At 51.8% G+C, this 20,146-nt stretch carries 28 protein-coding genes and 1 other RNA gene; 5 read left to right on the top strand and 24 right to left on the bottom strand.

Annotation, left to right across the window (positions count from 1 at the left end; all coding sequences use genetic code 11):
* The first annotated feature begins 3 nt into the window (after window positions 1-3).
* Window positions 4-367, top strand: a transfer-messenger RNA (tmRNA) gene (ssrA, locus tag LB453_RS07160).
* 199 nt (window positions 368-566) lie between these two features.
* On the opposite strand, the gene LB453_RS07155 is transcribed toward ssrA, so the two are convergent.
* On the bottom strand, window positions 567-707 hold the full coding sequence (locus LB453_RS07155) for a hypothetical protein (protein ID WP_224481680.1): 141 nt from the start codon (window positions 705-707) through the stop codon (window positions 567-569).
* 359 nt (window positions 708-1,066) lie between these two features.
* Here LB453_RS07155 and LB453_RS07150 point away from each other — a divergent pair, with 359 nt between their 5' ends.
* The 3 genes from LB453_RS07150 to LB453_RS07140 are packed head-to-tail and all read left to right on the top strand — an operon-like array spanning window position 1,067 to window position 3,745.
* Window positions 1,067-1,429, top strand: coding sequence for a GtrA family protein (locus LB453_RS07150; protein ID WP_193390089.1), 363 nt, complete (start codon window positions 1,067-1,069; stop codon window positions 1,427-1,429).
* Window positions 1,426-2,355, top strand: a complete 930-nt coding sequence (locus LB453_RS07145) for a glycosyltransferase family 2 protein (protein ID WP_048784596.1) — start codon at window positions 1,426-1,428, stop codon at window positions 2,353-2,355. The genes LB453_RS07150 and LB453_RS07145 overlap by 4 nt, the downstream gene beginning before the upstream one ends.
* Window positions 2,348-3,745: a glucosyltransferase domain-containing protein gene (locus tag LB453_RS07140; RefSeq protein WP_224481679.1), complete on the top strand. Its 1,398-nt coding sequence runs from the start codon at window positions 2,348-2,350 to the stop codon at window positions 3,743-3,745. The genes LB453_RS07145 and LB453_RS07140 overlap by 8 nt, the downstream gene beginning before the upstream one ends.
* Before the next feature lie 45 nt (window positions 3,746-3,790).
* Here the strand turns inward: LB453_RS07140 and LB453_RS07135 are convergent, their stop codons facing one another.
* The 6 genes from LB453_RS07135 to LB453_RS07110 are packed head-to-tail and all read right to left on the bottom strand — an operon-like array spanning window position 3,791 to window position 8,154.
* Window positions 3,791-4,243 (bottom strand): tail fiber assembly protein, encoded by a 453-nt coding sequence (locus LB453_RS07135; protein ID WP_224481764.1) that lies wholly within the window; start codon window positions 4,241-4,243, stop codon window positions 3,791-3,793.
* A 6-nt stretch (window positions 4,244-4,249) separates the two neighbouring features.
* Complete coding sequence (locus tag LB453_RS23410) at window positions 4,250-5,173, bottom strand: hypothetical protein (RefSeq protein WP_053092197.1); 924 nt, start codon at window positions 5,171-5,173, stop codon at window positions 4,250-4,252.
* Window positions 5,173-5,853 (bottom strand): DUF2612 domain-containing protein, encoded by a 681-nt coding sequence (locus tag LB453_RS07125; RefSeq protein ID WP_224481678.1) that lies wholly within the window; start codon window positions 5,851-5,853, stop codon window positions 5,173-5,175. The genes LB453_RS23410 and LB453_RS07125 overlap by 1 nt, the downstream gene beginning before the upstream one ends.
* Entirely contained in the window at window positions 5,850-7,049 is a 1,200-nt protein-coding gene (locus tag LB453_RS07120) for a baseplate J/gp47 family protein (RefSeq protein WP_224481677.1), read from the bottom strand. The genes LB453_RS07125 and LB453_RS07120 overlap by 4 nt, the downstream gene beginning before the upstream one ends.
* Window positions 7,049-7,402 (bottom strand): hypothetical protein, encoded by a 354-nt coding sequence (locus tag LB453_RS07115; protein WP_224481676.1) that lies wholly within the window; start codon window positions 7,400-7,402, stop codon window positions 7,049-7,051. The genes LB453_RS07120 and LB453_RS07115 overlap by 1 nt, the downstream gene beginning before the upstream one ends.
* Window positions 7,402-8,154, bottom strand: coding sequence for a Gp138 family membrane-puncturing spike protein (locus LB453_RS07110; protein ID WP_224481675.1), 753 nt, complete (start codon window positions 8,152-8,154; stop codon window positions 7,402-7,404). The genes LB453_RS07115 and LB453_RS07110 overlap by 1 nt, the downstream gene beginning before the upstream one ends.
* Before the next feature lie 217 nt (window positions 8,155-8,371).
* On the opposite strand from LB453_RS07110, the gene LB453_RS07105 reads away from it, so the two are divergent.
* Window positions 8,372-8,749 carry a hypothetical protein gene (locus LB453_RS07105; RefSeq protein ID WP_224481674.1) on the top strand — a complete coding sequence of 126 codons (378 nt, stop codon included), beginning with the start codon at window positions 8,372-8,374 and terminating at the stop codon, window positions 8,747-8,749.
* Window position 8,750: 1 nt separating this feature from the next.
* On the opposite strand, the gene LB453_RS07100 is transcribed toward LB453_RS07105, so the two are convergent.
* The 17 genes from LB453_RS07100 to LB453_RS07020 are packed head-to-tail and all read right to left on the bottom strand — an operon-like array spanning window position 8,751 to window position 20,117.
* On the bottom strand, window positions 8,751-9,110 hold the full coding sequence (locus LB453_RS07100) for a hypothetical protein (RefSeq protein WP_224481673.1): 360 nt from the start codon (window positions 9,108-9,110) through the stop codon (window positions 8,751-8,753).
* Window positions 9,110-10,174 carry a hypothetical protein gene (locus LB453_RS07095; protein WP_224481672.1) on the bottom strand — a complete coding sequence of 355 codons (1,065 nt, stop codon included), beginning with the start codon at window positions 10,172-10,174 and terminating at the stop codon, window positions 9,110-9,112. Before LB453_RS07095 ends, LB453_RS07100 begins: the two co-directional genes overlap by 1 nt.
* A 2-nt stretch (window positions 10,175-10,176) precedes the next feature.
* Window positions 10,177-10,482, bottom strand: a complete 306-nt coding sequence (locus LB453_RS07090; protein WP_224481671.1) for a phage baseplate plug protein — start codon at window positions 10,480-10,482, stop codon at window positions 10,177-10,179.
* A gap of 8 nt (window positions 10,483-10,490) precedes the next feature.
* Window positions 10,491-11,057, bottom strand: coding sequence for a phage baseplate protein (locus LB453_RS07085; protein ID WP_224481670.1), 567 nt, complete (start codon window positions 11,055-11,057; stop codon window positions 10,491-10,493).
* Window positions 11,057-13,012: a transglycosylase SLT domain-containing protein gene (locus LB453_RS07080; RefSeq protein WP_224481669.1), complete on the bottom strand. Its 1,956-nt coding sequence runs from the start codon at window positions 13,010-13,012 to the stop codon at window positions 11,057-11,059. Before LB453_RS07080 ends, LB453_RS07085 begins: the two co-directional genes overlap by 1 nt.
* Complete coding sequence (locus LB453_RS07075; protein WP_224481763.1) at window positions 13,009-13,161, bottom strand: DUF6889 family protein; 153 nt, start codon at window positions 13,159-13,161, stop codon at window positions 13,009-13,011. Before LB453_RS07075 ends, LB453_RS07080 begins: the two co-directional genes overlap by 4 nt.
* A gap of 32 nt (window positions 13,162-13,193) precedes the next feature.
* Window positions 13,194-13,643 carry a phage tail assembly chaperone gene (locus tag LB453_RS07070; RefSeq protein ID WP_224481668.1) on the bottom strand — a complete coding sequence of 150 codons (450 nt, stop codon included), beginning with the start codon at window positions 13,641-13,643 and terminating at the stop codon, window positions 13,194-13,196.
* Between the two features lie 3 nt (window positions 13,644-13,646).
* Window positions 13,647-14,087, bottom strand: coding sequence for a DUF3277 family protein (locus LB453_RS07065; RefSeq protein ID WP_224481667.1), 441 nt, complete (start codon window positions 14,085-14,087; stop codon window positions 13,647-13,649).
* 10 nt (window positions 14,088-14,097) lie between these two features.
* Window positions 14,098-15,249 (bottom strand): DUF3383 family protein, encoded by a 1,152-nt coding sequence (locus LB453_RS07060; RefSeq protein ID WP_224481666.1) that lies wholly within the window; start codon window positions 15,247-15,249, stop codon window positions 14,098-14,100.
* A gap of 2 nt (window positions 15,250-15,251) precedes the next feature.
* On the bottom strand, window positions 15,252-15,812 hold the full coding sequence (locus LB453_RS07055; RefSeq protein ID WP_224481762.1) for an LIC_12616 family protein: 561 nt from the start codon (window positions 15,810-15,812) through the stop codon (window positions 15,252-15,254).
* Window positions 15,790-16,176 (bottom strand): head-tail adaptor, encoded by a 387-nt coding sequence (locus tag LB453_RS07050; protein WP_224481665.1) that lies wholly within the window; start codon window positions 16,174-16,176, stop codon window positions 15,790-15,792. The genes LB453_RS07055 and LB453_RS07050 overlap by 23 nt, the downstream gene beginning before the upstream one ends.
* Window positions 16,163-16,657 (bottom strand): hypothetical protein, encoded by a 495-nt coding sequence (locus LB453_RS07045; RefSeq protein WP_224481664.1) that lies wholly within the window; start codon window positions 16,655-16,657, stop codon window positions 16,163-16,165. Before LB453_RS07045 ends, LB453_RS07050 begins: the two co-directional genes overlap by 14 nt.
* Window positions 16,654-17,061: a DUF4054 domain-containing protein gene (locus LB453_RS07040; RefSeq protein WP_224481663.1), complete on the bottom strand. Its 408-nt coding sequence runs from the start codon at window positions 17,059-17,061 to the stop codon at window positions 16,654-16,656. Before LB453_RS07040 ends, LB453_RS07045 begins: the two co-directional genes overlap by 4 nt.
* Window positions 17,048-17,398, bottom strand: a complete 351-nt coding sequence (locus LB453_RS07035) for an STY1053 family phage-associated protein (RefSeq protein WP_224481662.1) — start codon at window positions 17,396-17,398, stop codon at window positions 17,048-17,050. The genes LB453_RS07040 and LB453_RS07035 overlap by 14 nt, the downstream gene beginning before the upstream one ends.
* A gap of 40 nt (window positions 17,399-17,438) precedes the next feature.
* Window positions 17,439-18,380, bottom strand: a complete 942-nt coding sequence (locus tag LB453_RS07030) for a DUF2184 domain-containing protein (RefSeq protein ID WP_224481661.1) — start codon at window positions 18,378-18,380, stop codon at window positions 17,439-17,441.
* 9 nt (window positions 18,381-18,389) lie between these two features.
* Window positions 18,390-18,887, bottom strand: coding sequence for a hypothetical protein (locus tag LB453_RS07025; RefSeq protein WP_224481660.1), 498 nt, complete (start codon window positions 18,885-18,887; stop codon window positions 18,390-18,392).
* A gap of 9 nt (window positions 18,888-18,896) precedes the next feature.
* Window positions 18,897-20,117 (bottom strand): DUF2213 domain-containing protein, encoded by a 1,221-nt coding sequence (locus LB453_RS07020; protein ID WP_224481659.1) that lies wholly within the window; start codon window positions 20,115-20,117, stop codon window positions 18,897-18,899.
* Between the last annotated feature and the right edge of the window lie 29 nt (window positions 20,118-20,146).

Genomic DNA, 20,146 nt, shown 5'->3' with positions numbered 1-20,146 from the left:
CCTGGGGCTGATTCTGGATTCGACGGGATTTGCGAAACCCAAGGTGCATGCCGAGGTGCGGTAGGCCTCGCTAAAAAACCGCAAAAAAATAGTCGCAAACGACGAAAACTACGCACTAGCAGCTTAATAACCTGCTTAGAGCCCTCTCTCCCTAGCCTCCGCTCTTAGGACGGGGATCAAGAGAGGTCAAACCCAAAAGAGATCGCGTGGATGCCTTGCCTGGGGTTGAAGCGTTAAATCTAATCAGGATAGTCTGTCAGTGGCGTGTCTGTCCGCAGCTGCCAGGCGAATGTAAAGACTGACTAAGCATGTAGTACTGAGGATGTAGGAATTTCGGACGCGGGTTCAACTCCCGCCAGCTCCACCACTTTTGATAGGACCACGACCGGATAATAGCAGTGAAAACAGCTATTTAAGGACACTGACCAGACAGTATGTGGACCAGATATAGAAAAAAGAATGCACGTGAAATACACGCGCATTTGGATCCAAACAGAAAAGCCTCAGATCTCGGTCTGGGGCTTTTCTGTTTGTGTCCAATTGAAACTATATATTACAGGTCATTTTCAAATCTTCGGCCGCCAGTTTTCATCAAGCGTCAACACTTCCACCGTCACCGCGCCAAGAACAATTACATCCTCCAGTTGCTCCCCCTCTATCAAACCGTCTTCCGTCATCAGGTGCTTCGGGTACCACTTTCCAAACATGGGGTTCCCCTCCCACTGGAACGCGACAAATCGCCAGGCGAAACCTTAGCAACCCTGTCAACCTGCATGCAGCCAGTAGCGGGCTTTTTACCTGTCATTTTAAAGCTTTTATATTTTATCCATTGACAAATTCCGGACAAATCTTAGGATCATCAGTTAGCTTTACTTACGGAATCTAAGCAAATGAGCACTCAGAATTTTTACCGCATACTTACCCGTGTAAGCGGTATAATTTGCGCGCTAACTATTTTTACTGAAAAAAACGTTTGGTATTTCAACGGTCTTTTTTTATTAGTTTGCGCGGTTTGGGTTTGGGGGGAGTATGACTGGTACAGGGAAAGAAAGAATAAGGGTACTTGATGAGATTTAAACTTTTTTTACGATATGCAGCTGTAGGTGTGTTCAATACGCTAATTCATTGGATTACATTTGCGATTTGTCTTGAGCGAGGCCTGCCACAATCGCTGTCTAACTTCGTCGCATTTTGCGTAGCCGTCACCTTCTCCTTTTTCGCAAACGCTAAATGGACTTTTAATGCAGAAGCAACAACTATCCGTTACATGATGTACGTCTTCTTTATGGGCTTAATTGCCGTAATGATTGGCTCGTATGCCGACCGGATGCATACACCACCCGTCGCAACGCTTGTTGTGTTTTCTGCTGTAAGTCTGGCGTGCGGTTTCCTTTACTCAAAATTCATCGTCTTCAGGGAAAGAAAATGAAGATATCACTAGTCGTGCCTGTATTTAATGAAGATGCAGCCATCCCTATTTTCTACCAGGCAGTGCGCAGTGAACTAACTGATTACAAAGTCGAGTTAGTTTTCGTTAACGATGGTAGCAAGGATGGCACGGAAGGAATAATCAACGCCCTTACAGTTTCTGATGATAATGTAAAAGCGATAAGTTTCACTCGCAACTTTGGCAAAGAACCAGCCCTATTTGCGGGTCTTGAGCATGCTACGGGCGATGTAGTTATTCCAATTGACGTTGACCTGCAGGATCCAATTCAAGTAATCCCTCTGCTTATAGCACGATGGGAGGCTGGTGCTGACGTTGTTTTAGCTAAGCGAACAGACAGAAGCTCTGATGGGCACCTCAAGCGAAAAACTGCTGAATGGTTCTACCGGCTGCATAACAAGATAAGCTCGCCCTCCATAGAGGAAAATGTGGGTGATTTTCGCCTGTTGTCTCGCGAGACGGTTGAGCAAATAAAGTTGATGCCAGAGCGCAATCTATTTATGAAAGGAATTCTTTCATGGGTTGGTGGGCGTGTTGAGGTTGTCGAATACACCAGAGCAGAGCGCGTGGCGGGCACTTCAAAATTTAACGGCTGGAAGCTATGGAATTTGGCGCTGGAAGGTATTACCAGCTTCTCGACTTTCCCCTTGCGTATATGGACCTATATAGGTTTGTTCGTCGCTGCTTTATCATTCCTTTATGGTGCATGGATGATTTTCGATACGCTCGTGTTCGGAAACCCGGTGCATGGATACCCTTCAATTTTGGTATCAATACTATTTATTGGTGGCGTGCAGTTGATAGGCATTGGCGTGCTTGGAGAGTATATAGGTCGAATTTATATTGAGACAAAAAGAAGACCGAGATATTTATTGAAAAAATCCAAAGGGAATAATGTTGATGTTTAGTAAATTAATGGCATTGAAAATTGATGACGTAGGCCGTGAAAAGTCACTCGCATTTATGGTTTTCTTTAGTTTCGTGGTAATGATGCTCGGTAGTTCAAGGAGCATATATGGCGTTTACATGCCAGATGATTTTTTATTGGCCTCTCAAAAGATGCCTATGTCATTCTATCTCAATCAAGGTCGATTTATACAAGCGGTCATTACTGGATTTTTTAACTATATTGACATCAATATTGTATCCTCAAGCCCTATATTCACACCGCTATTTTTTATTTCAACATCTCTTGCATCATCTTTCTTAGTGTTTTTTTTATTAGAAAAAAGGGCTTCTTTATTTATTTCATGTTTACTTTCGGGTGTGATTGTTAGCCACCCAACTTTCAGCATGATGGCTGTATATCACCTTGCTGTCGTTTGTTTTGCTCTTTGTATGATTTGCATTGTTGGTTATATGATTTTATTTGATAATTTCATAAAAACACACGATACCAAACCTGCTCTAACTGCCTCTTTTTTTGTGCTTCTAATTTGCGGGAATTATCAATCCGCCTTTATTGTAATAATAATCTACTCAGTTATTCGGGTCTACATTGTAGAGCATAAGTTGTTAACCTTTAGCAACTTCAAGGCAGCTTATCCTATCATTGTGGGTTTAATTGCTTATGCCATCCTCTATAAATTAACAAAAAATATGCTTGGTGAAAACCACTGGGATTCAAGAGCTGGATTAGTTGAAGATCCACTGCTGCGCATGCGTGAAATATTTTCTTTCCTCCCTAGTTTTTTTTATAAAAATTGGTGGGTAATTCCAAAGCAATTTGGAATGGTCTTATCAGTTGCTTCGGCACTTTACATCGCAACTTATTTATTTAAATCAAATAGACTAACTGCATCTTTAGTTTTAATTCCTTTTCTTTTACTTACAGCTATTTTAATGCCTCTGGCTTTACTGAAGGTGTGGGACCCAACCCCCCGAGCACTATTTTCCATTTCGTTTCTTTACTCATCTGTCATGATTTTATTTTACAATGAATCGATGGTTAGACTTAAGGCAATATTGCTTTCAATAGCTATTTTTCTTGGCCTTATCTCTTCTAATAGCTATCTTTATCAGACGGAAATGGCACAAAAGAAAGATGCTTTATTAGCGATAAAGTCGTACAACTTGGTTAAGAGCAGCAGAATTAAGGCGAACAGGATCGTTATTGTAAATGACAATGCCATAAACGTCGACTCTTGGGCTTTGAATGGGCTCATCTACTTCCTGACAAATGAAAATCTGAATATCTCATCGCCAACTGACGATGAGATTGAGCAGTGTGGTAAGTTTAAAAACGAAACTCGCTTGGTTGAAGGTAAAGAATCACTCTTAGTTTGCTTGTCTAATTGACTAGAATGATTATTCGTTTACAAGGCTCCTCTATGGAGCCTCAAATTAAGGTTTATCAGGCCAACTTATGTTAGGTGCTACTGATGCATCAATCTCCTGAACCTTCTTGTAATACATCATCCAGTTTATAAGGGATATCTTATCTTCTTCACTTATGATGCCGAGGAGCAACTGAGTCTGCCATGGTTGAGTATTTGTGTTAGCCTCAGCTAAAAGCGCTGATTTTATGGCCTTCGCATTTTCAACAGTAAGAACAACTGGCTTTGGCTCTCCTTGTACAACCTTCCCATCTACAAATTTTGAATCCTGACCAATCGACTTGAAGACATCTTCACTCACTTCCTGAAGTTGTGCAGAAACATACCCCTCCGCCTCCTGTTCGCTCACCGCCACCATCATTCCGGTAACGTAACCATCGCTGTCAGTCTGAACAAAATATCGAATAGAAAAAGGTGCAATCTCTTCTTTTGCCTGAACTTCAATGTTTTCACCTGTCATTTTCAATTACCACACTGCCAGAAGGTTTACGTTTAGTGCTGCGCCATTGTTATAAATGCCACAGTTATTTGCGCCAATACCATTAAGCCAGCATTGAAACGCACCATTGATCGCCGTGATGAACACGGCTGGAGCGGCTACGAAGCCAGCAGGGAATGTCCATGTGGTTGTGGCATTAGCTGCCAGATTGAGGTTCTGACGGCACCACTGCCCACCTCCAGGGAGCTTTGTCCAAGCTCCATTCCCGTTAGTTCCTGACTGGAACTGCCCGTAAGCAATAGCGCTATTAGCATTCGTTCCACCTGCAACCGCAAAACCCTGAGACGCATCACCGCCTCGATAAGCAAAGCCGCCCAGCACGTTTCCTAGTCGAGTATTGTTGACTGCAGCTGTAGCACCTTCATTAGTCTGCACATAAAAAGTCTGGTTAGAATCCCCGTTTAAACCTGCTTTTTGGTTTAAGCCAGAGTTCAAAAGAGACACCGGTACGGCTGCATTATTGTCACCAGGGGCAGAAAGCACCCAGAACTTTTGGTTGGTGCTTCCAGTTAAAGCTGCTTTCCCAGCCAATGCCGTATCAAGCCCGAGATTAGCCAGCGCTGCAATTATTGCCGCTGTGCCGTCGGCTTTTATGTCTGCAAAGGGATTGGATCGTGAAAGGTAAGTTTTAGCAAAGGCATTTCCCAGCAGCGTCACAAACCCATTCAAATCACCGTTATCTAATACGTCAGTACCGTTTTTATTAACAAGAAACTGCGCCAGAGCCGCGGCGACAAACGTTGACTGTCGTAATGCCTTATTAATCTGAGCCGATGATGCCTTGCCCGCCTGGAATCCATTTATCAGAGCATCCAGCGCCTCATAATCTGCCTGAGGAATTACGTTTGCGTTACTCCCCGTTGAAAACGGTTTGAAGTTGTTAGTTGCCATTAGAGTGTTTTCTCCCATGCGCCATCATCAAATCCGGCGATAAATTCGTTGTCCATATCGAAGCCAAAAAACCGGTTTCCGACAGATGGTGTTTCGATTGAAGGTGTCTGAATGTCGCCAGCCCAGACGCCGGCCGCTTTAACGGTTAGATATCCCTGACGAATGGCAGCGATGAGTTCCAGCGAGACCTGGCTGATGTCTTCTTCCGGAAACACCCACACAGAGATGGTCATGTCCTGATTGTCGACGATCTGCATTTTCAGGCCTGAACCTTCCAGCGCGGTCTCAAGGATTGGCGGCAGCGTATCGTTTTGCCCGTTCCAGTTGTTGATCGCTATTTTCGCCTTTAGCACGATGCGGTATGTGTCATCGCTAAGACTCGTGTAGCCAGCATCAGGATCATAAGGCCCTTGCCATATTCCCTGATCCCAGCCGAGGCCGTCCGTATCAAACGAGAAGTAGACGCCGCTGATAGGCTGGCTGACGATGCGAGTTCGTCCGATCCACTCTCCGAGAATGTCCAGTTGCGCACCAACCGCGCTGTCGATATCAAACGCGGTGATCAGCCCCTGAAGCGCAGTTGATGCATCGGTAAGCGGGCGAGTTGAAAGGTCTACATGCGCGACGAAACGGGGTTTACCAGCGTGATAGTTGGTGATCAGTTCGGTGTATTTGCTCATGAGGTCACCGTCAGCGCTATGTTGGCGATATTGCAGGACGCTGATTCGTTGAAGGCGATGACTATATTGGCCGGGACCACTGCACCAGCGCTTTTACCGATCTGCAACTCGGTGATGTCGTAATACCTGGCGTTACCGCCGCTCACCACGCCGAGGTTCGCCGGGGAGTAAAGTCGGCTAAGCAGAACATCATCGCCGATAAGCAGCCCGTTAATATAGTCAGCGATCGCCTGTTTGATCTGTTCTCCGATTTGCGTGGTATATCCGGTGAACACCTTCAGGGAAAGCGCGACATAAATCGGCACGTCAGTGGAGCGGTAAAAGCTTATGACGTGCGGATTGTCGTATTTGTCCGGCACAGTGACCGACGTAGTGCCGTAAGTGGCAACGCCCTGTCCCTTTTTGCTACGAATGGTCTGAGCAATGACGGTCGCATCTCCGCCGTCGACTATTGCGGAAATAGAGTGCGCCGGCAGCCCATTTTCATCCACGGACCCGGTATCATTCTCGTAGAGCTTATGACGTGTAACGCCATCTACGTTTGCCAGCGCGCCATCAACAGCATCGAACGGCGTCAATGACGGCAGCGCCACGCTTTGCCCTTGCCTGATGCGCAGATCAGAATCCTTCTCAACAGCGGTGCCAACAGTGGCCGCGTTGGCGTTCGTAACCGCCGTCCAGCCCCGCGTCGGCGTATTGATCTGGTTAACAGAGCCAATCACTGCTGCAACTGCGCCAGAGGTCGCGCAGATCGCCGTTGCGATTACGGTACCGCCTGGCTCGATTGTCACACTGGCAGGTAGGTTCCAGATAATGCCGTTGGCATCTTTAACCGAACCATTTGTGATGGTGGTTCCAGCTGTTCCGGTAAGCAACAGGTCAACAGTTGAATTGGTGGCGGCTTTGCGCGCGATGCCGTTAATTTTCACATTTCGCGTGAGAGCATCAGACATTGCCGTTGAAGGTGAAAACGAGTTGTACACCTGAACTGCAGTGTTGTTGGCATCGTTGATAGCCAGCGCCACCAGAGCGACCATCTGTCCGTCTTTGCTGTCCGGATCGAGGTAGGCATCTGAGCCATAAATTTGCTGAAAATAGCCGGTAATGGTGGAGAGTATCGTCTGATAATCAGGCGCACTAATCCCCGAGGCAGTCACCGTAGCGGAGAGCCCCAGCGTGTCGAGATCAAGAGCCATTATGCCTCGCTTGTAACGGTCGTCGTTCCGTAGATGGTGTCTATCGTCGCGGTAAAAATTACGCGGCGAGTGGTGGTATTCAGATCGGTATTGAAGGCCAGGAGGGAATTGACGCCCGGCGTTTCGAGGATGTGCTGGCGAATGGCGAGGTTATAGGTCTCAGGCTTTTGCTTGCCAAGTACCGACTGAATCCACGGTGTGCCAGCAGTGGTATCGAGAAACCATTGCCCATACCAGAGCAGGAATCGTGTTTTAACCGCCTGCGCCACTGCTTCAGGCGAGTTAATCAGCCAGGTATCATCACCCTGCCCGAAGGTGTAATCACCGTCGTCATCTTCGCGTCTGTATCGCATCAGTTCACCTTGCCGGAATTGCCGCTGCCAGTTTGCACGCCGTTATGCGTATGCTGGTCGCTGATATCTTTGCCGTTGGATGTGAGCGTGCCGAGGAACTGGATAGCGCCGGTAATCTTCGCCGCGGTTCCGGTTGCCAGACTGCCAACCATGCCGCCCAACCACGTAAACAGGCCATTCACTTTGACCGCATTACTAAATTCGGACAGCGGCGCTTTCACGTCTAATCCGCCCGGCGCCACAATGTTTATGGCGTGGCTGTTCGGGTCCAGCTCGATATAAGCAAAGCCGTCATCGGTACGCATCTGCAGCGTGGTGGTGCTGATGTTACTGATGACGTTAGCCTGAGACTGCGGGCCAACAATTGCGAAGGCGTCTGACAAATCATGCTGGCGCGGATCGACAGTCTCCTGCACGCCGCCGCTTTGCCACCAGAAATCGATGCAGCGATCGGAGAAAACTACCAGGCATTCATCTCCCGCTTTCACCGGGAAAGTAATCGTGCAGCCACCGCCACGCGGGAAAACCACTGGCACATCCACCAGCAGCGGAAGCGGCGCTGATTTCATGTTTCCCAGCTCATCCGCGGTCTGGCCCTTCAGCGCCGGCTGAACGGTGCAGGTGCATGCGATGGGGTCAAAGGATTCGATTATGCCGGGCAGCGAAACGCGCAGCATGGAGAAGATGGTGTCTGACAGCACCTTCATGGCCTGCTGTTCACCGCCGGCCAACGATTGAGGCGATACTGACATGTAAACTCCGGGCAATAAAAAACCCGCCGATGCGGGTTACTGATCATTTGTCAGGATTAAAAAGGCAGCGATTTAGTGTTAAACCTTCTTTACTGAGTTTGAGAGGTCCACATCTTCAAAGGTGACTGTGACCTCCCGATTAAACACTAAAGCGATAACTGTGCCAGACAGTGACCAGATGGCCTTTGCTCGTTTATGGATGGAGCCACCAAACGTTATGACTAAGTCTTTTTTCACAGTTCGCCTCTCAAAATCAGCAGCTAAAGAACTGAAACCACATATCGAAAAAGTGATACCCCAAGAGTCACGGAAAATGTCTATCAGAGCCAGAACATTTGACTCTGCATCTGGTAACGCTGGCGATAATATTGTTGGCTACATATTCGAATTTATCCAAAATAAAGATGTGTGTTACACATTTGCAGCGATAGTTATCGCATGGATTCGCTCGCGACATGGCAAGTCAATTACTTTCAAGAAGGGTGACACTACAATTGAGGTTAAAGGCTTGAATGAGCAAGAGCTCTACAAAATACTTGAAAGTAAAGATGTATCAATTGAGATAGATTGCAACGATAAGGATAAACTTTCCTAAATCACTTTATTTTCACGCAATCAAACGAGCCAAACACCCGAGGCTGATCCATGTTGCTGCGAATCGCTTCAACATTTAGGATGGCTTTTCCGTTGCGCTTAACATAGTCCATGCCGAACCAGCCGGGGGCGTCGCTGCGCTGGACCATCCACTGATAACTCAGATTGTTGTAGTCATCCTGCGCACCAAGGAATTTAAATTTCTGACTTTGCGGACGCACATTATTAATATGCATGAAACCATCATAGCTGGATGATAGGGTGAAAGGACCACATTGCATTAATGGTCTAGCTTTATCGTCGGCATTAGCCGCAGCTGAGATCATTAAAATCGTAAATGCGATTAAATTTTTTCCTTTCACTATCCAGCACTCCTGTTCAATGCGCTTGTTGATTGCAGGTCAGCCGAACCGCGAGCGATGCACATCAAATCCATGTACCACGGCTGACCTCTGGTGTCGCCAGTATAATCTATAGCCGATACGATATACACGCCGTCCGCCGCAATACTTGCAGGCTGTTGCAGTGTTCCGTTAACCGAGAGATTGCCGTTTGTATTGGTTTCGCCGGCCCGGCTGGGAAGTGACTTCACCTCATCGGCTGACAGGCTGGCGCGGTAAACTGACGCCTGGTCGATCTGCACCAGCCCTTTGAGCTGAATATTCGGGTTTATCAGGCAGCGCGCGTTTACCCCGCCGCCCATCGTCTGCTGCGGCATGCCTATCAGGCCGGTGTCGCTGTTAAGCACAATGGCGTTCTGCACATATTTATCTGTTGGCACCATCTGCGCCTGACCGGCGACCAGCTGCCACGTTGCGCCGCACTGCGCCGCCACATTATCCATGATGTCGCGGGATGACTGATAAATGACTCGCCCTCGCGGGAATATTGTGGCCGGCATATCGCCGGTGATCCCCTGCGTTACTCCGTATGGGTCGAAACTGTCCATTGCAGCCGCGTGCACGTCAGCAACCGTGTAGCCAGCGGACAGGGTTTTCGACACGCTGGCATTCATAAACGCCTGGTGCCCATCAATGGCCTGAATCAGCACCCACGTATCAGTGGGGTTATCGCGCCCGGTAATCGTGAAGCGAATGTCGCCGCTGAATATCTCACCGAAATTTGTGCCGTTGGACTGGCCAACTGCGGCGGCATTGATGTTTTTTACAACGCCAACCTGACCGGCATCAACTGGCTGCGCTATGCCATCGTACCCCGCGATGATTTTTATCTTCGCGAATTCCTGCCCCAGAATGCGCGAAGCCGTATCCTTGGACAGATTGTAGATCCGCACCATCGCAACACGCGGCCAGCGCGTATCCGTCCAGGCGATGTTAAAAACCACCTTAAAGTCGCTCAGGCTGATGCCCTGCCCGTTTTCCGCGAGGATCTGCAGTTCAAAGTGGCGCATCCAGTTCTGTGACATGCTTACTCCGTTACCGCCAGAAGGTGGCTGCGAATTCCCAGGTCAGTTTTGGTCGGATAATCCTGCGCCGGGTCATCGCATACCACCGCCAGGCCAAAACCGAGATTGAGGTAGGCGAACTGCGCCAGCAGATTCGCGCCGGTCACCAGCGGGATGCCCGTTACGATGGCTTTCCCGCTGCTGTCCAGCAAGTCGATAATCCAGCCAGCGTCATCCCGCCATAGCGTCAGAATGGAGTAGTTAACGCCGTTAATCGCGGTGGTGAATTGCTGATTATCCGGCGACAGCGGTATCTCGTTAGCCTGCATTATTCCCCCTAAAACAGGTTAGATACCCTGGAAAGAATTGATTCGCTTTGCGGCACCGTGGATTTAACGCCGGCGTTCTGCACGGCTGAGGTACTGACGCCCTGCGACATATCTGCCTTGTCAGCCACAGCAATGCTCTGGGTTGAGGTGATCAACACCTCACGGAGCGTGAGCGTGGCCGCCAGCACGTTCTCAGTGGCTTTGTCGGTAGTTACATCCAGCACGCGGATCAGCATATTGCTGTAAATGCGCTTGCCGGTCGTGACGCTGAACGGCACGCGGCTGCGCTGCAGGTCGATAAGCTCCTGATACACCTCTTTCGGACTCAGCCCAAGACTAACCCCGATTGATGATGTATCCAGTAAATCGAGCAGCGATCCGCCGCCAGCGAAACCAACTTCCATCACCAGATCCGATGGGCGCCGGAAAGCGTGGTCAGCAACCGGCGCTTTGTCTTCAACCGGATGCTCGGTGATTTCCAGCGTATCGCTGTGCTTTTCGGTGATCACCACGTCAGGCACTATCATCCCTATCCTGCGACTTTGCAGGGAAAATAGCGTTGATAGAATATCCATTATCGGGGCCCTGTAGACATCGCCTGGCTGAAGCGTGAATTGACCGAGGTTTGCTGGTCTGCAACCGCCTTGCCAGCCTGGCCCGGGTCGCTTACGCCGTAAATGTTGATGTTGGTTTCCTGGCTGATCTGCGCGCCACCAGCTGAAGGCATGTTGCTCAGAACGCGCGGGATGTAATTGCGCGTTTCCTCTGGCATTAATGCCATGCCATGCTTCTGAACATTGCCTATGCCCCAGTTGTAAGAGGCAAGGGCTTTGCTCAGGTCGCCGCCATTAGCCTTCAGAAGCTGACTGAGATATTTTGCTGCAGCGCCGGCGGACTTCACCGGGTCGAACGATTCATTGCCATGCAGCCCCAGATCTTTAGCCGTTCCCGGCATCAGCTGAAACAGCCCCTGAGCGCCAGCGCCTGACATTGCATTCGGGTCACCGGAAGATTCGGCGATAGCGACACTGCGCAGCAAGCCTTCTGGCAGCCGATACATCTGCTCAAGATTATTAAGCGTTGGCGCAAGCCACCCCAGCAGTGCCGCGCCATTTTTTGAGGGCTCTGGACGCTTGAAGAACTTATTACGTGTCCACTCACCAATGCTGCGCGGATCAAAGCCTGTTTTCGACTTTATCCAGTCAGCCGCACCATTGGCGCTATCAGATACCTGCGGTAGTGCATCTGAATTACTGTTCTGCTGGAGAAGTTCACGGCCTACAGCATAAGCATCACTCCACCGCCCATCCCGTATAGCGCTCATCAGCCGGGCGATGCCGTCCAGCATCCGGGCAAGGCTGCCGAGGTTTTGCGTCAGATTGCTCAGGTCCCACTTTGCAGTCCACGTCTGAGGGTCAATATCGAACAGCGCAAAAATTCGGGCTTTCAGTTCATCAATCGCCTTAATGGCGCCGGTGATTTCCGGCTCCCACTTCTTCCAGTCGATGAGAGACTTGCCACCCTCTTTCCACGTTTTGTAGTCGTCATACAGCGCAAGGATGGCAAGGCCAAGACCGGTTATCATGCCAATAGGTGACATCAGGAACGCGCTGTTCAGCACGCGCCAGGCGAGAACCAGTGCGCCGAATATCTCGATCAGCTGCTGCGTGGAATTATCCAGCGATGCCCACCAATCCATGATGTCCGCGCCGGCCTGAATCAGCCGGTAAACAACCCTGCCGATGACTTCAGCAAGCCAGAGAAGCCCTTTAACGCCGCTGGTGATCACCCCTTCGATTTTGGGGAAGTTGTCGACTATTTGTTTGCGCAGCGTATCGATTGAACCGGATAAGCCTTCGGCGAGGTTTGAACCGATTTTATCGCGCGCCATGCCTGCCATCTGGCCGAATGTGCGCAGCGACGTCATGAAACGGTTAGAGCTGGCAGCGGCCTGATCCGCATTAAAGCCGATAGCCTTCGCCATCTGCGTATACTGGCCGCTGAACTGACCGAGCCCACGACGCATTGCCATCAGCGTGTTTTCATCAATGCCCAGCAGCTGCGCATACTGATTCGCGCGGTAATAGGGCATCTGGTTCAGCTTGTCACCTACACCAGTGAAAATCGACGCCATATCCAGCATGTTGCCTTTTGCGTCTCGCGTCTGCACCCCCAGTCGGTTCAGAAAACCTTCCGCGCCGGGACTGCTTCGCATGAAGCGCGCAAGACTTTCCAGAGAGCCGCGCGCGGCTTCCGCGCTTGAACCCGCCTGCGCGGCCGCATAGCCGATCGCCTGAATACCTGCCGCCGTAGCGCCCGTGCGCTGAGACGACCAGTACAGCTGATCAAGGCCGCTGGCAATTTTGGCTGTGTAGACCAGCACGGATAGCGCGGCCGCTTCCACAGCGCTACCCAGCTGCACCACTTTGACGGTGGTGCCGGCGACAACCGCATCAAACTTGCGTGCGCCGGCGTCATCAATCTGGAAGCCCAGCGAGACGAGGAAATCTTTAATGGTTTCAGCGTTCATTGGTTGTCCTGTTGCCAGCGGCGGATCCGCGCATCGTTATCTTCTTTTATATCAAGCCAGTCGTTCATTCTGGCTACGTCCGCGAGGTCAACCGTGCCGTCCAGAAGCTTGTCATAAGTGATATACCCGGCCTCAACCGGGCGCCTCAGATAATCTTCGCCATCAGGAAGGGAGTCGAGCGTTAGTCCGCTGGAGGGGGCTGCGTCCCGCTGGCGGGGGCTACGGGCAAAAAATTTCCCAGGTTGTCACCCACCACGCGGCCAACCATCTGCAGCATGTCCATCAAGTTAATATCGTCGAACATCAGCTGATTGCTGTTCATGACCGGCACCCATGCGCTGCCATTTTTACGGGCAATCACTGACAGGCACGGGAGGATTATGGCGTTGGTATCGTCTTCGGTCATGTCAGCCAGTTTTTCCGCAATTTTCGGCAGGGCCTTTTCCATCACGCCATAAACAGCAAGAGAATCAGAGCTGCCATCTCCCTTTGGCGCAGCAGCAGATTTGATACTCTGGATGTCAGGCAGGATGCCGGCGAGAACCGGCAGCAGCTTGCGGGTGACCTTCAGCTGGTCAAAAACGCTCAGCTTACCGGTGCGGTAAGTAACCCCTTTGATTTCAAAATCCATAAATTAAAACTCCCCCAGCACCTGGTCGATTTTGCCGCAGTCAAACACCCATGCCACCGTGTTGCCAACTTTGGCATTGGCATGATCAGGCTGCTTTTGAAACGCCACACCGCGCGCGGTCGTGATGTCGCCGGAAGCCTTGTTGCGAATAACGATGACGTTATTGCCCCATAGTGCAGACGACAGGCTTTGCGCGTTGTACATCAGCGAAAGCTTTTTATTGGTGGGCGAGGTCTTCAGCAGGTTTACGGTGATTGTTCCGCTCTTACCTGCGTGAAGGCTATGCATAAACTCGCCATCGGCCCCGGTGGTCATGGTGTTTTTAGCCTCGCCCATGGCCACAACGATCCCCTCTTCGGAGTTCGCGGAGCCATAACCGAGATCAATGTTTCCGGTCGGCCCCGTAAAAGAAGCGGACACGTCCATAAAAGAATAAGTAGACATTCAGTGCTCCTTAACGAACTACCGTGATAGCCACGGAACCATAATGGACGGCGCCGGCCAGTTTCCCTGCAACCTGAATCGGGACACCTTTACGCGCCTCACGGTCGGTCTGCAGCTGGTTATCAACGGTATCGGCCCAGATGTAATACCCTTTGGTCAGCGTGTCGCCAGTGTTCAACTGGCCAAACGGACCGCCAGTCCACTTGCCCGGCGCGAACAGGCCATTACCCACAGCCTTATCCAGCACCAGCTCAACGTTGGCGATACGTGTCGTGGTACCGGCATCGGTTTGGGGAATTTTGGTGGTGCTGGTGTATAGCGTGTTGAAGTCCGCTGTCTGCACTGCGTTCTGCAGCCAGTCGAGGCCGTGGCGCTCGTCGAAGAAATCGCCGTTGCACATAACGCCCTGCTCCAGAATCGCCGTATCGTTCTCGTAGTAGACGTAAACGTTGGCGTTTTTGGCTTCCAGAGCATCCGCCTGAGAGGTGCTCAGGGTTTCGTAGGTCACGCCTGGCTCAACCTTGAATTTCAGCGTGATCGTGGTATTGCTGCCGGTGAAATCGACAGTAAACGCACGACCAAACGCAGAGAGAGCAGCATAGAGGCTGCTGGTCGAATACTGGATAAAGGTGCGGCTGTACTTGGCTGCCTTCAGTTTTGATGACAGGTCGGTCGTGGTTGCGGCCACCAGCGTTTCCGGATCTGCAGTTGTGATGCCGAAGATACGGGATACCGTCGATGATTCAATCGCAGCGGCCACATTAATCAGTTCAGCGTCTGTCGGATAATCGGCCTCATCTACAGCCAGGTGCAGACCATACCAGCTGTTAAAGTCCATAATGGCATTAACGGCCTGCAGCAGGCTTTCAGTGCTGCCCGATTCTGAACTGGTGAGGGTTTTAGCCCAGCGGCCAACGTAAATCACTGTTGGTTGCGGAGACTGTGAGAACCAGATGACCGCAGCCCGATACTCTTCGCTATCGATGCCAAAATCATCCCCGATGTCATCAGCGCTTGAATAGGCGCGCATGCGTTCACTGATCGGAATGACTGTTGAAGTGCCCAGAATCAGCATAGAGCCGAAGTTTCGGCCTTGTGCTGCACGAGCAGAGAGAGTCATCGTCACGTTTGTGACACGACTTAATGGCAAACCTTTCGCCATGATTATTCTCCGGTTGAGATGCTGACGTTGCCGTCGAGGATGGATTTGATGCCGTACTTACGGATCACTTTGCGGCGCAAACGGACGGTTACGTCGTAGCGGCGCACCCACTGGTTATTGATTAATTCAGGGAAAGGCGTTACCTGGCTCACATCGAAAAAGGAGAGTTCGAACCTGTTCAGCTCGTCATTGTTCTGCGGTAACTGCATACCGTCGCGAAACAGCGCGGCGATTTGCTGACCTGACGGACCATAAAATGAGGCCATACATTCCACGACCTCATGGCGCCACATCTCGGTATCGTCATCGGTTTGCAGTACAAACGCTGGCGAGGCATCAGAGGTAAAGCCGATGATGCCGAATCCGCACCAGTCAACGTTTTGCGCGGGGATTGCTGCCTGTACCGGCGTCCAGCGAGGACGGACCATACTGTCCGGTAAACCAGACAGAGCTTTCACCCATCGACTGAGGACGCGTTCGAGCGTTTCGTCGTAAGCCTGCGGTGCATTAAGGGGCGTCAGATAACCGGGTCGCGTGCTGTCATTGCTCATTAGCGCCACCATCGAATGGCTGCAGCTCACAGTGAGCCTGAACAAAGCCCGCACCATATCGGGGATAAGGATCAACAAACGTCACGCGATAATCCGCGCCGGCGTATTCCACGATGTCAGCGTCAAGCGCGGTTTTTCCGCTAATCAGCCGCGTTTGTGTGATTACCAGGATTGCACCCGCGACTACCTGCCCCGATTCCATGCGTTTTGCCTCAAGTGAGCGGTCTACCGTAACAACGCCGCCGAACTGCTGGCGCGTTTCATCGTTAACGGGAAAACCGTCGCTATCGACTGACTGAACGCTCCGGCGGTACCAGAGTTCGGTGTCGAGGAATTCAGGCGAGAGAAGCACATCGCTAACATCAAGAGTTGGCATTTTTTTTCCTCACGACATAAGTGATGGCGCGCCGGTACTGGCCGGTGTCAATCAGCGGCTTGTCACCGGTTCGCCCCCTGGCAATGCGTGCATCAATGGTGCGTTCAGCGAGGGGCGTAAATGCTGTGATGGTCATGTACCGCTTCACACCATTCGCCGCCAGCGCGCCGGCGCGGTTCAGTTCCAGATCAGCAGCAGCGGCATTACCGCTCATCGCTGCCTGAGCAGCAGCGCGGAGGTGCGGCACCGTTTGATCCTGAACTGACCGCACACCGGGAACGAGGTGCGGGCGCGCGGGGATGTTCTGCGCGGGCGATCCGTTTTCGTTGATGTAGCCGATACCGGCATTACCGAACGGAACATCATCACGTTCGCTTCTGTCCTCGGGGATCCCCACCAGCACATCTTTGGCCGCGATGGCTTTAAGAGATGCCAGAACTGCAGCAGCGTTATTGCTGCGGATGGTGAGACCGGATTTCACAATTGCCGCCCTCCAGCGCCAAACATCGTGATCAGCTGCCAGAACTCAGCGCCATAACGCGAGTTATTCCAGAAACCAGCATCCGGATTAAGCGTGGCGCCGGTGTCATAGCTTACGCTGACCTTATCCACCGACTTCGACGCCTGCACGCCATTGGTTGAGCCGCCGGCGCCGCCGACCTGAGACGACTTGATGTCGGCCTGCCACAGCACCATGTAATGCGCCACGAAGAGCTCCGCAAAGTAGGGAAACAGCGCTTTGCCGGTTAGCTTTTCGCTAAGCAGAACATCAGCCAGGTTCAGCCGAAAGGCGATCTGTGGGTCGGGGAAATTGGTGGTATCAGCGAACTGCGGAAAGGTTGCGCGAAAATCAGCTGCGGTTGGAAGTGACTCATTTTTTGGCATCGGCTCCTGCTCCAGCGGCTTTCAGCGTTTCCAGTTCTGCTGTTAACACTTCCAGTGCTTTATCTTTGGCGGCGATTGATTCGGCCTGATCGCCGTTCAATTTTACCTGGTCCGCCAGCTGAGTTTTCAGGCTGTCGATCTGCGCCAGCAGCTCGTCATCGCTGCCGCTCGTTGTCGCGCTGCCGGTCTGGTCAGAGTGCGCCACTACAAACCAATGCTCTGCGACGTCTTTGTCAACGGTATGGCGCCCGGCCGGGAATGGCGTTTTTTCCCCTTTATCGCTGGTAAAGGTAAACGGCGTGTGTACCAGAATTTCTACCTGTGTTTTCTTTGCCATTTCAGGCTCCTGCTAAGCCCCTTACGGGGCTGTGTGAAGGTTAAATGCCGTCAGTGTAGGCAATGGTTTCTCGGTAAACCGGCTCAACAGCACCGAGCTTGCCGTAGTAAGTCACCAGCTGATACAGGCCGCGATACTGGATCGGGATACTGCGCAGTGCCACCAGCGGATAACGGACGTACTTTTTATCGTTGGTGTACGCAATCATGCGGTCTTTTCCGCCGACACCGCGACCTTTCAGCCATTTGATGGCTTTGATCTCCAGCGGCATGCCGTTGTTGTGGAACGCAATGGTGTTGGTAGACAGATAGGTCAGCAGCGACATGTTGCCCGCTTCAGATACTTTACGGCTCGCCAGCAGCGCATACTGCTCTGGTGGTACGCGAAGTTCAGTAGGAACCACCGAATAGGCCGAGGCTTTCCACGCGTCGGTCAGAATTGAGTTGACGCTGTCCAGAATTTCATCATTGGTGGATGCCGCCCAGGTATTCGGCGCGTTATTTGGCGCGACACCGGTCAGGTTCAGAAGGCCTTTCAGATTCAGCGCGCTGTCACCGATGTAAACCTGCTCATCGTTGTCCATCTGCCATTTCAGCTGCATGCCTTCATACTTCTGGGTGTCGATAGGCCGGCCAACCTGCTGAGCTGCCTGCAGCTCAATAACGGTCCAGCCCAGCTCCATGCCCCAAAGGTTCAGCGGATTACCGGCTTTATCAATGTTGACGTTCACGCCTGCGATCGCCGTGGAGTCCTTGCCCACCCAGTTTTTACCGTTCGGGTTAGCACCGGAGCCGGCGGCGGCGAAGCTGGTATTTGTCCAGCTGGAAATGTCATCGGCGATCGACACGTCTTCGCGCAGCTGAATGTCGCGGGTCCAGGTGTAGCTTACCAGCGGCGCGTTCAGCGTCTGGTCGAGACGCTCGAGCTCGCCAACCAGGAAAGCACCTGTTGAATCAACGGTGCGTTGGTCAAAAGTCTGCATTTTCGATCCTTAAATCTTGTATGAAATTTCAGCGTTGCCGTCGGCATCGCCCGCACCGGTGAACTGCGCGTTCGGCAGCACAACCGTTTTGCCACTCACTTCGCTGGCGTAAAAACCACCCAGCGGCACATTAATGGTCGAGTCGACGCTCACCACGACATACACCGGCGCGCCTTTGGTGATGCCAGTAGCATCAGAACCGACGCTCACCGTCATGTAGCCGCGTTTGAGCGCATCGCCCGGAAAATTTTTGTCAGCGCCAACCTGGCGGACCAGATCCGGGGTTGAAGTGGTTGGGTACGGACGCACGTAGATGCCCTGAATCACCGCAGCTGTGTCACCATCAGCCAGCGGCACAAACAGACCATTTACAAACTTGCCCGCCAGGCCATAAGCAGTGAACGCGTTGGAAGCGTTAATGATCACCGGCTCCACGGTCAGATCCTGAGGGCGCGAGATAGCACCGGCGATGCCAACCGGCATCCGGTAAAGAATTGAGTTGCTCATGGATTTTCCTTAGCGTTTAGACCAGAAGGCTTTGTTTTGCTCGTTGAGGTCAGCGTTAGAGCTACCGGTTTTGCTGGCAGCATCGATGGTGCGGCTGGCCTGAGTATTGCGGCCTTTCGCCAGTTCAGAAACAGCGGTAAACGCCATTTCAATATGCGTTTTGGGCAGCTGTTTGATTGCAGCGTCACCCACAATCTGCCGCACCAGCGCCTGATCAGCTGATGCCAGAACGTGGCGCTTAAACGCGGTGGGCTTCATCTTCTGCGAGAGGTCGATACCCGGCATGATGAGTTCAGCGCGGTAAGCCGAATCGCCGGTAGGGGTCGATTCTTCTTCCTTGTCTTCGCCATCGGCGTCGCCGGTCGGCTCTTTTTTGTCCTGCTGATCATCGCTGTCGGTGGTTTTGCCCTCAAGCTTATCGAGGCGCGACAGAATGGCCTGAGCCCAGGCCGGGATCTGCTCCTCGTTATCACCGGTCTTAAGGCCACCCATTTCCGGATCTTTATCCGGCATCGGGTGCTGCGGCGCCAGGTTGATGTTCAGATTGACGCCCTGCGGCAAATCACCGCCTTCATCGCCCGTCTGGGACGACTCGAGCAGCTCATTCATGGTGTCGGTGTCACCTGTTTTCCACGCGCGTTTGATGCGGGTCAGCAGGTTGTTTTTGTTAGTTGCCATCGTGTTTCTGTCTCCAATTGCGCAACGTGATCCGGCCCTGCCATTTGGGACGAGAGCCACATGGTTTCCGGTAATCTGGTACTGCTTTGCCCTGCCGATGGCGGTTTGCTCGTACTCGGCGTCGTAGCCGCACGAAACCTCGCGCAGCCCGTTTTCGATATATGCGATCGCCTCATCGTCTTTGATAATGAGGTCGGCGATCATCAGGTCAGATTGCTGGCCAGTGCCGCGCCGGACGTTCTGAACGTGACCGACTGCCAGCTCCCGCCAGTTTTCCGGATCGACAAACATGATGTTGCCGGCATCATCCTCAGGGTGAAGGATGGTGACGGTCATCCCTTCAAACGATGCGAGGGTCTCAGCGCTAAAAACTTCCTCCGCGGTGCGTTCGACAACGATTTCGCCGTCTGCATCCGGCTTTAGCTTTGGCAGGTCCAGCTCGCTATAAAGCTGCGAACCGATGCGGGCGATCGGCACGTCTTTGCATAGCAGCGAGCCATCGCCGAGCCGGTACCGCGTTTCGCCCAGGCGGGTGTTAAATAGGTATTTCATCGATTACCTGCAGGCGTAAAAAAAGCTGC

Source organism: Pantoea agglomerans (assembly GCF_020149765.1).
Taxonomy (GTDB): domain Bacteria; phylum Pseudomonadota; class Gammaproteobacteria; order Enterobacterales; family Enterobacteriaceae; genus Pantoea; species Pantoea alvi.
Note: the sequence above shows the minus strand (reverse complement) of the source record. Positions and strands in the feature narration are given on the sequence as shown.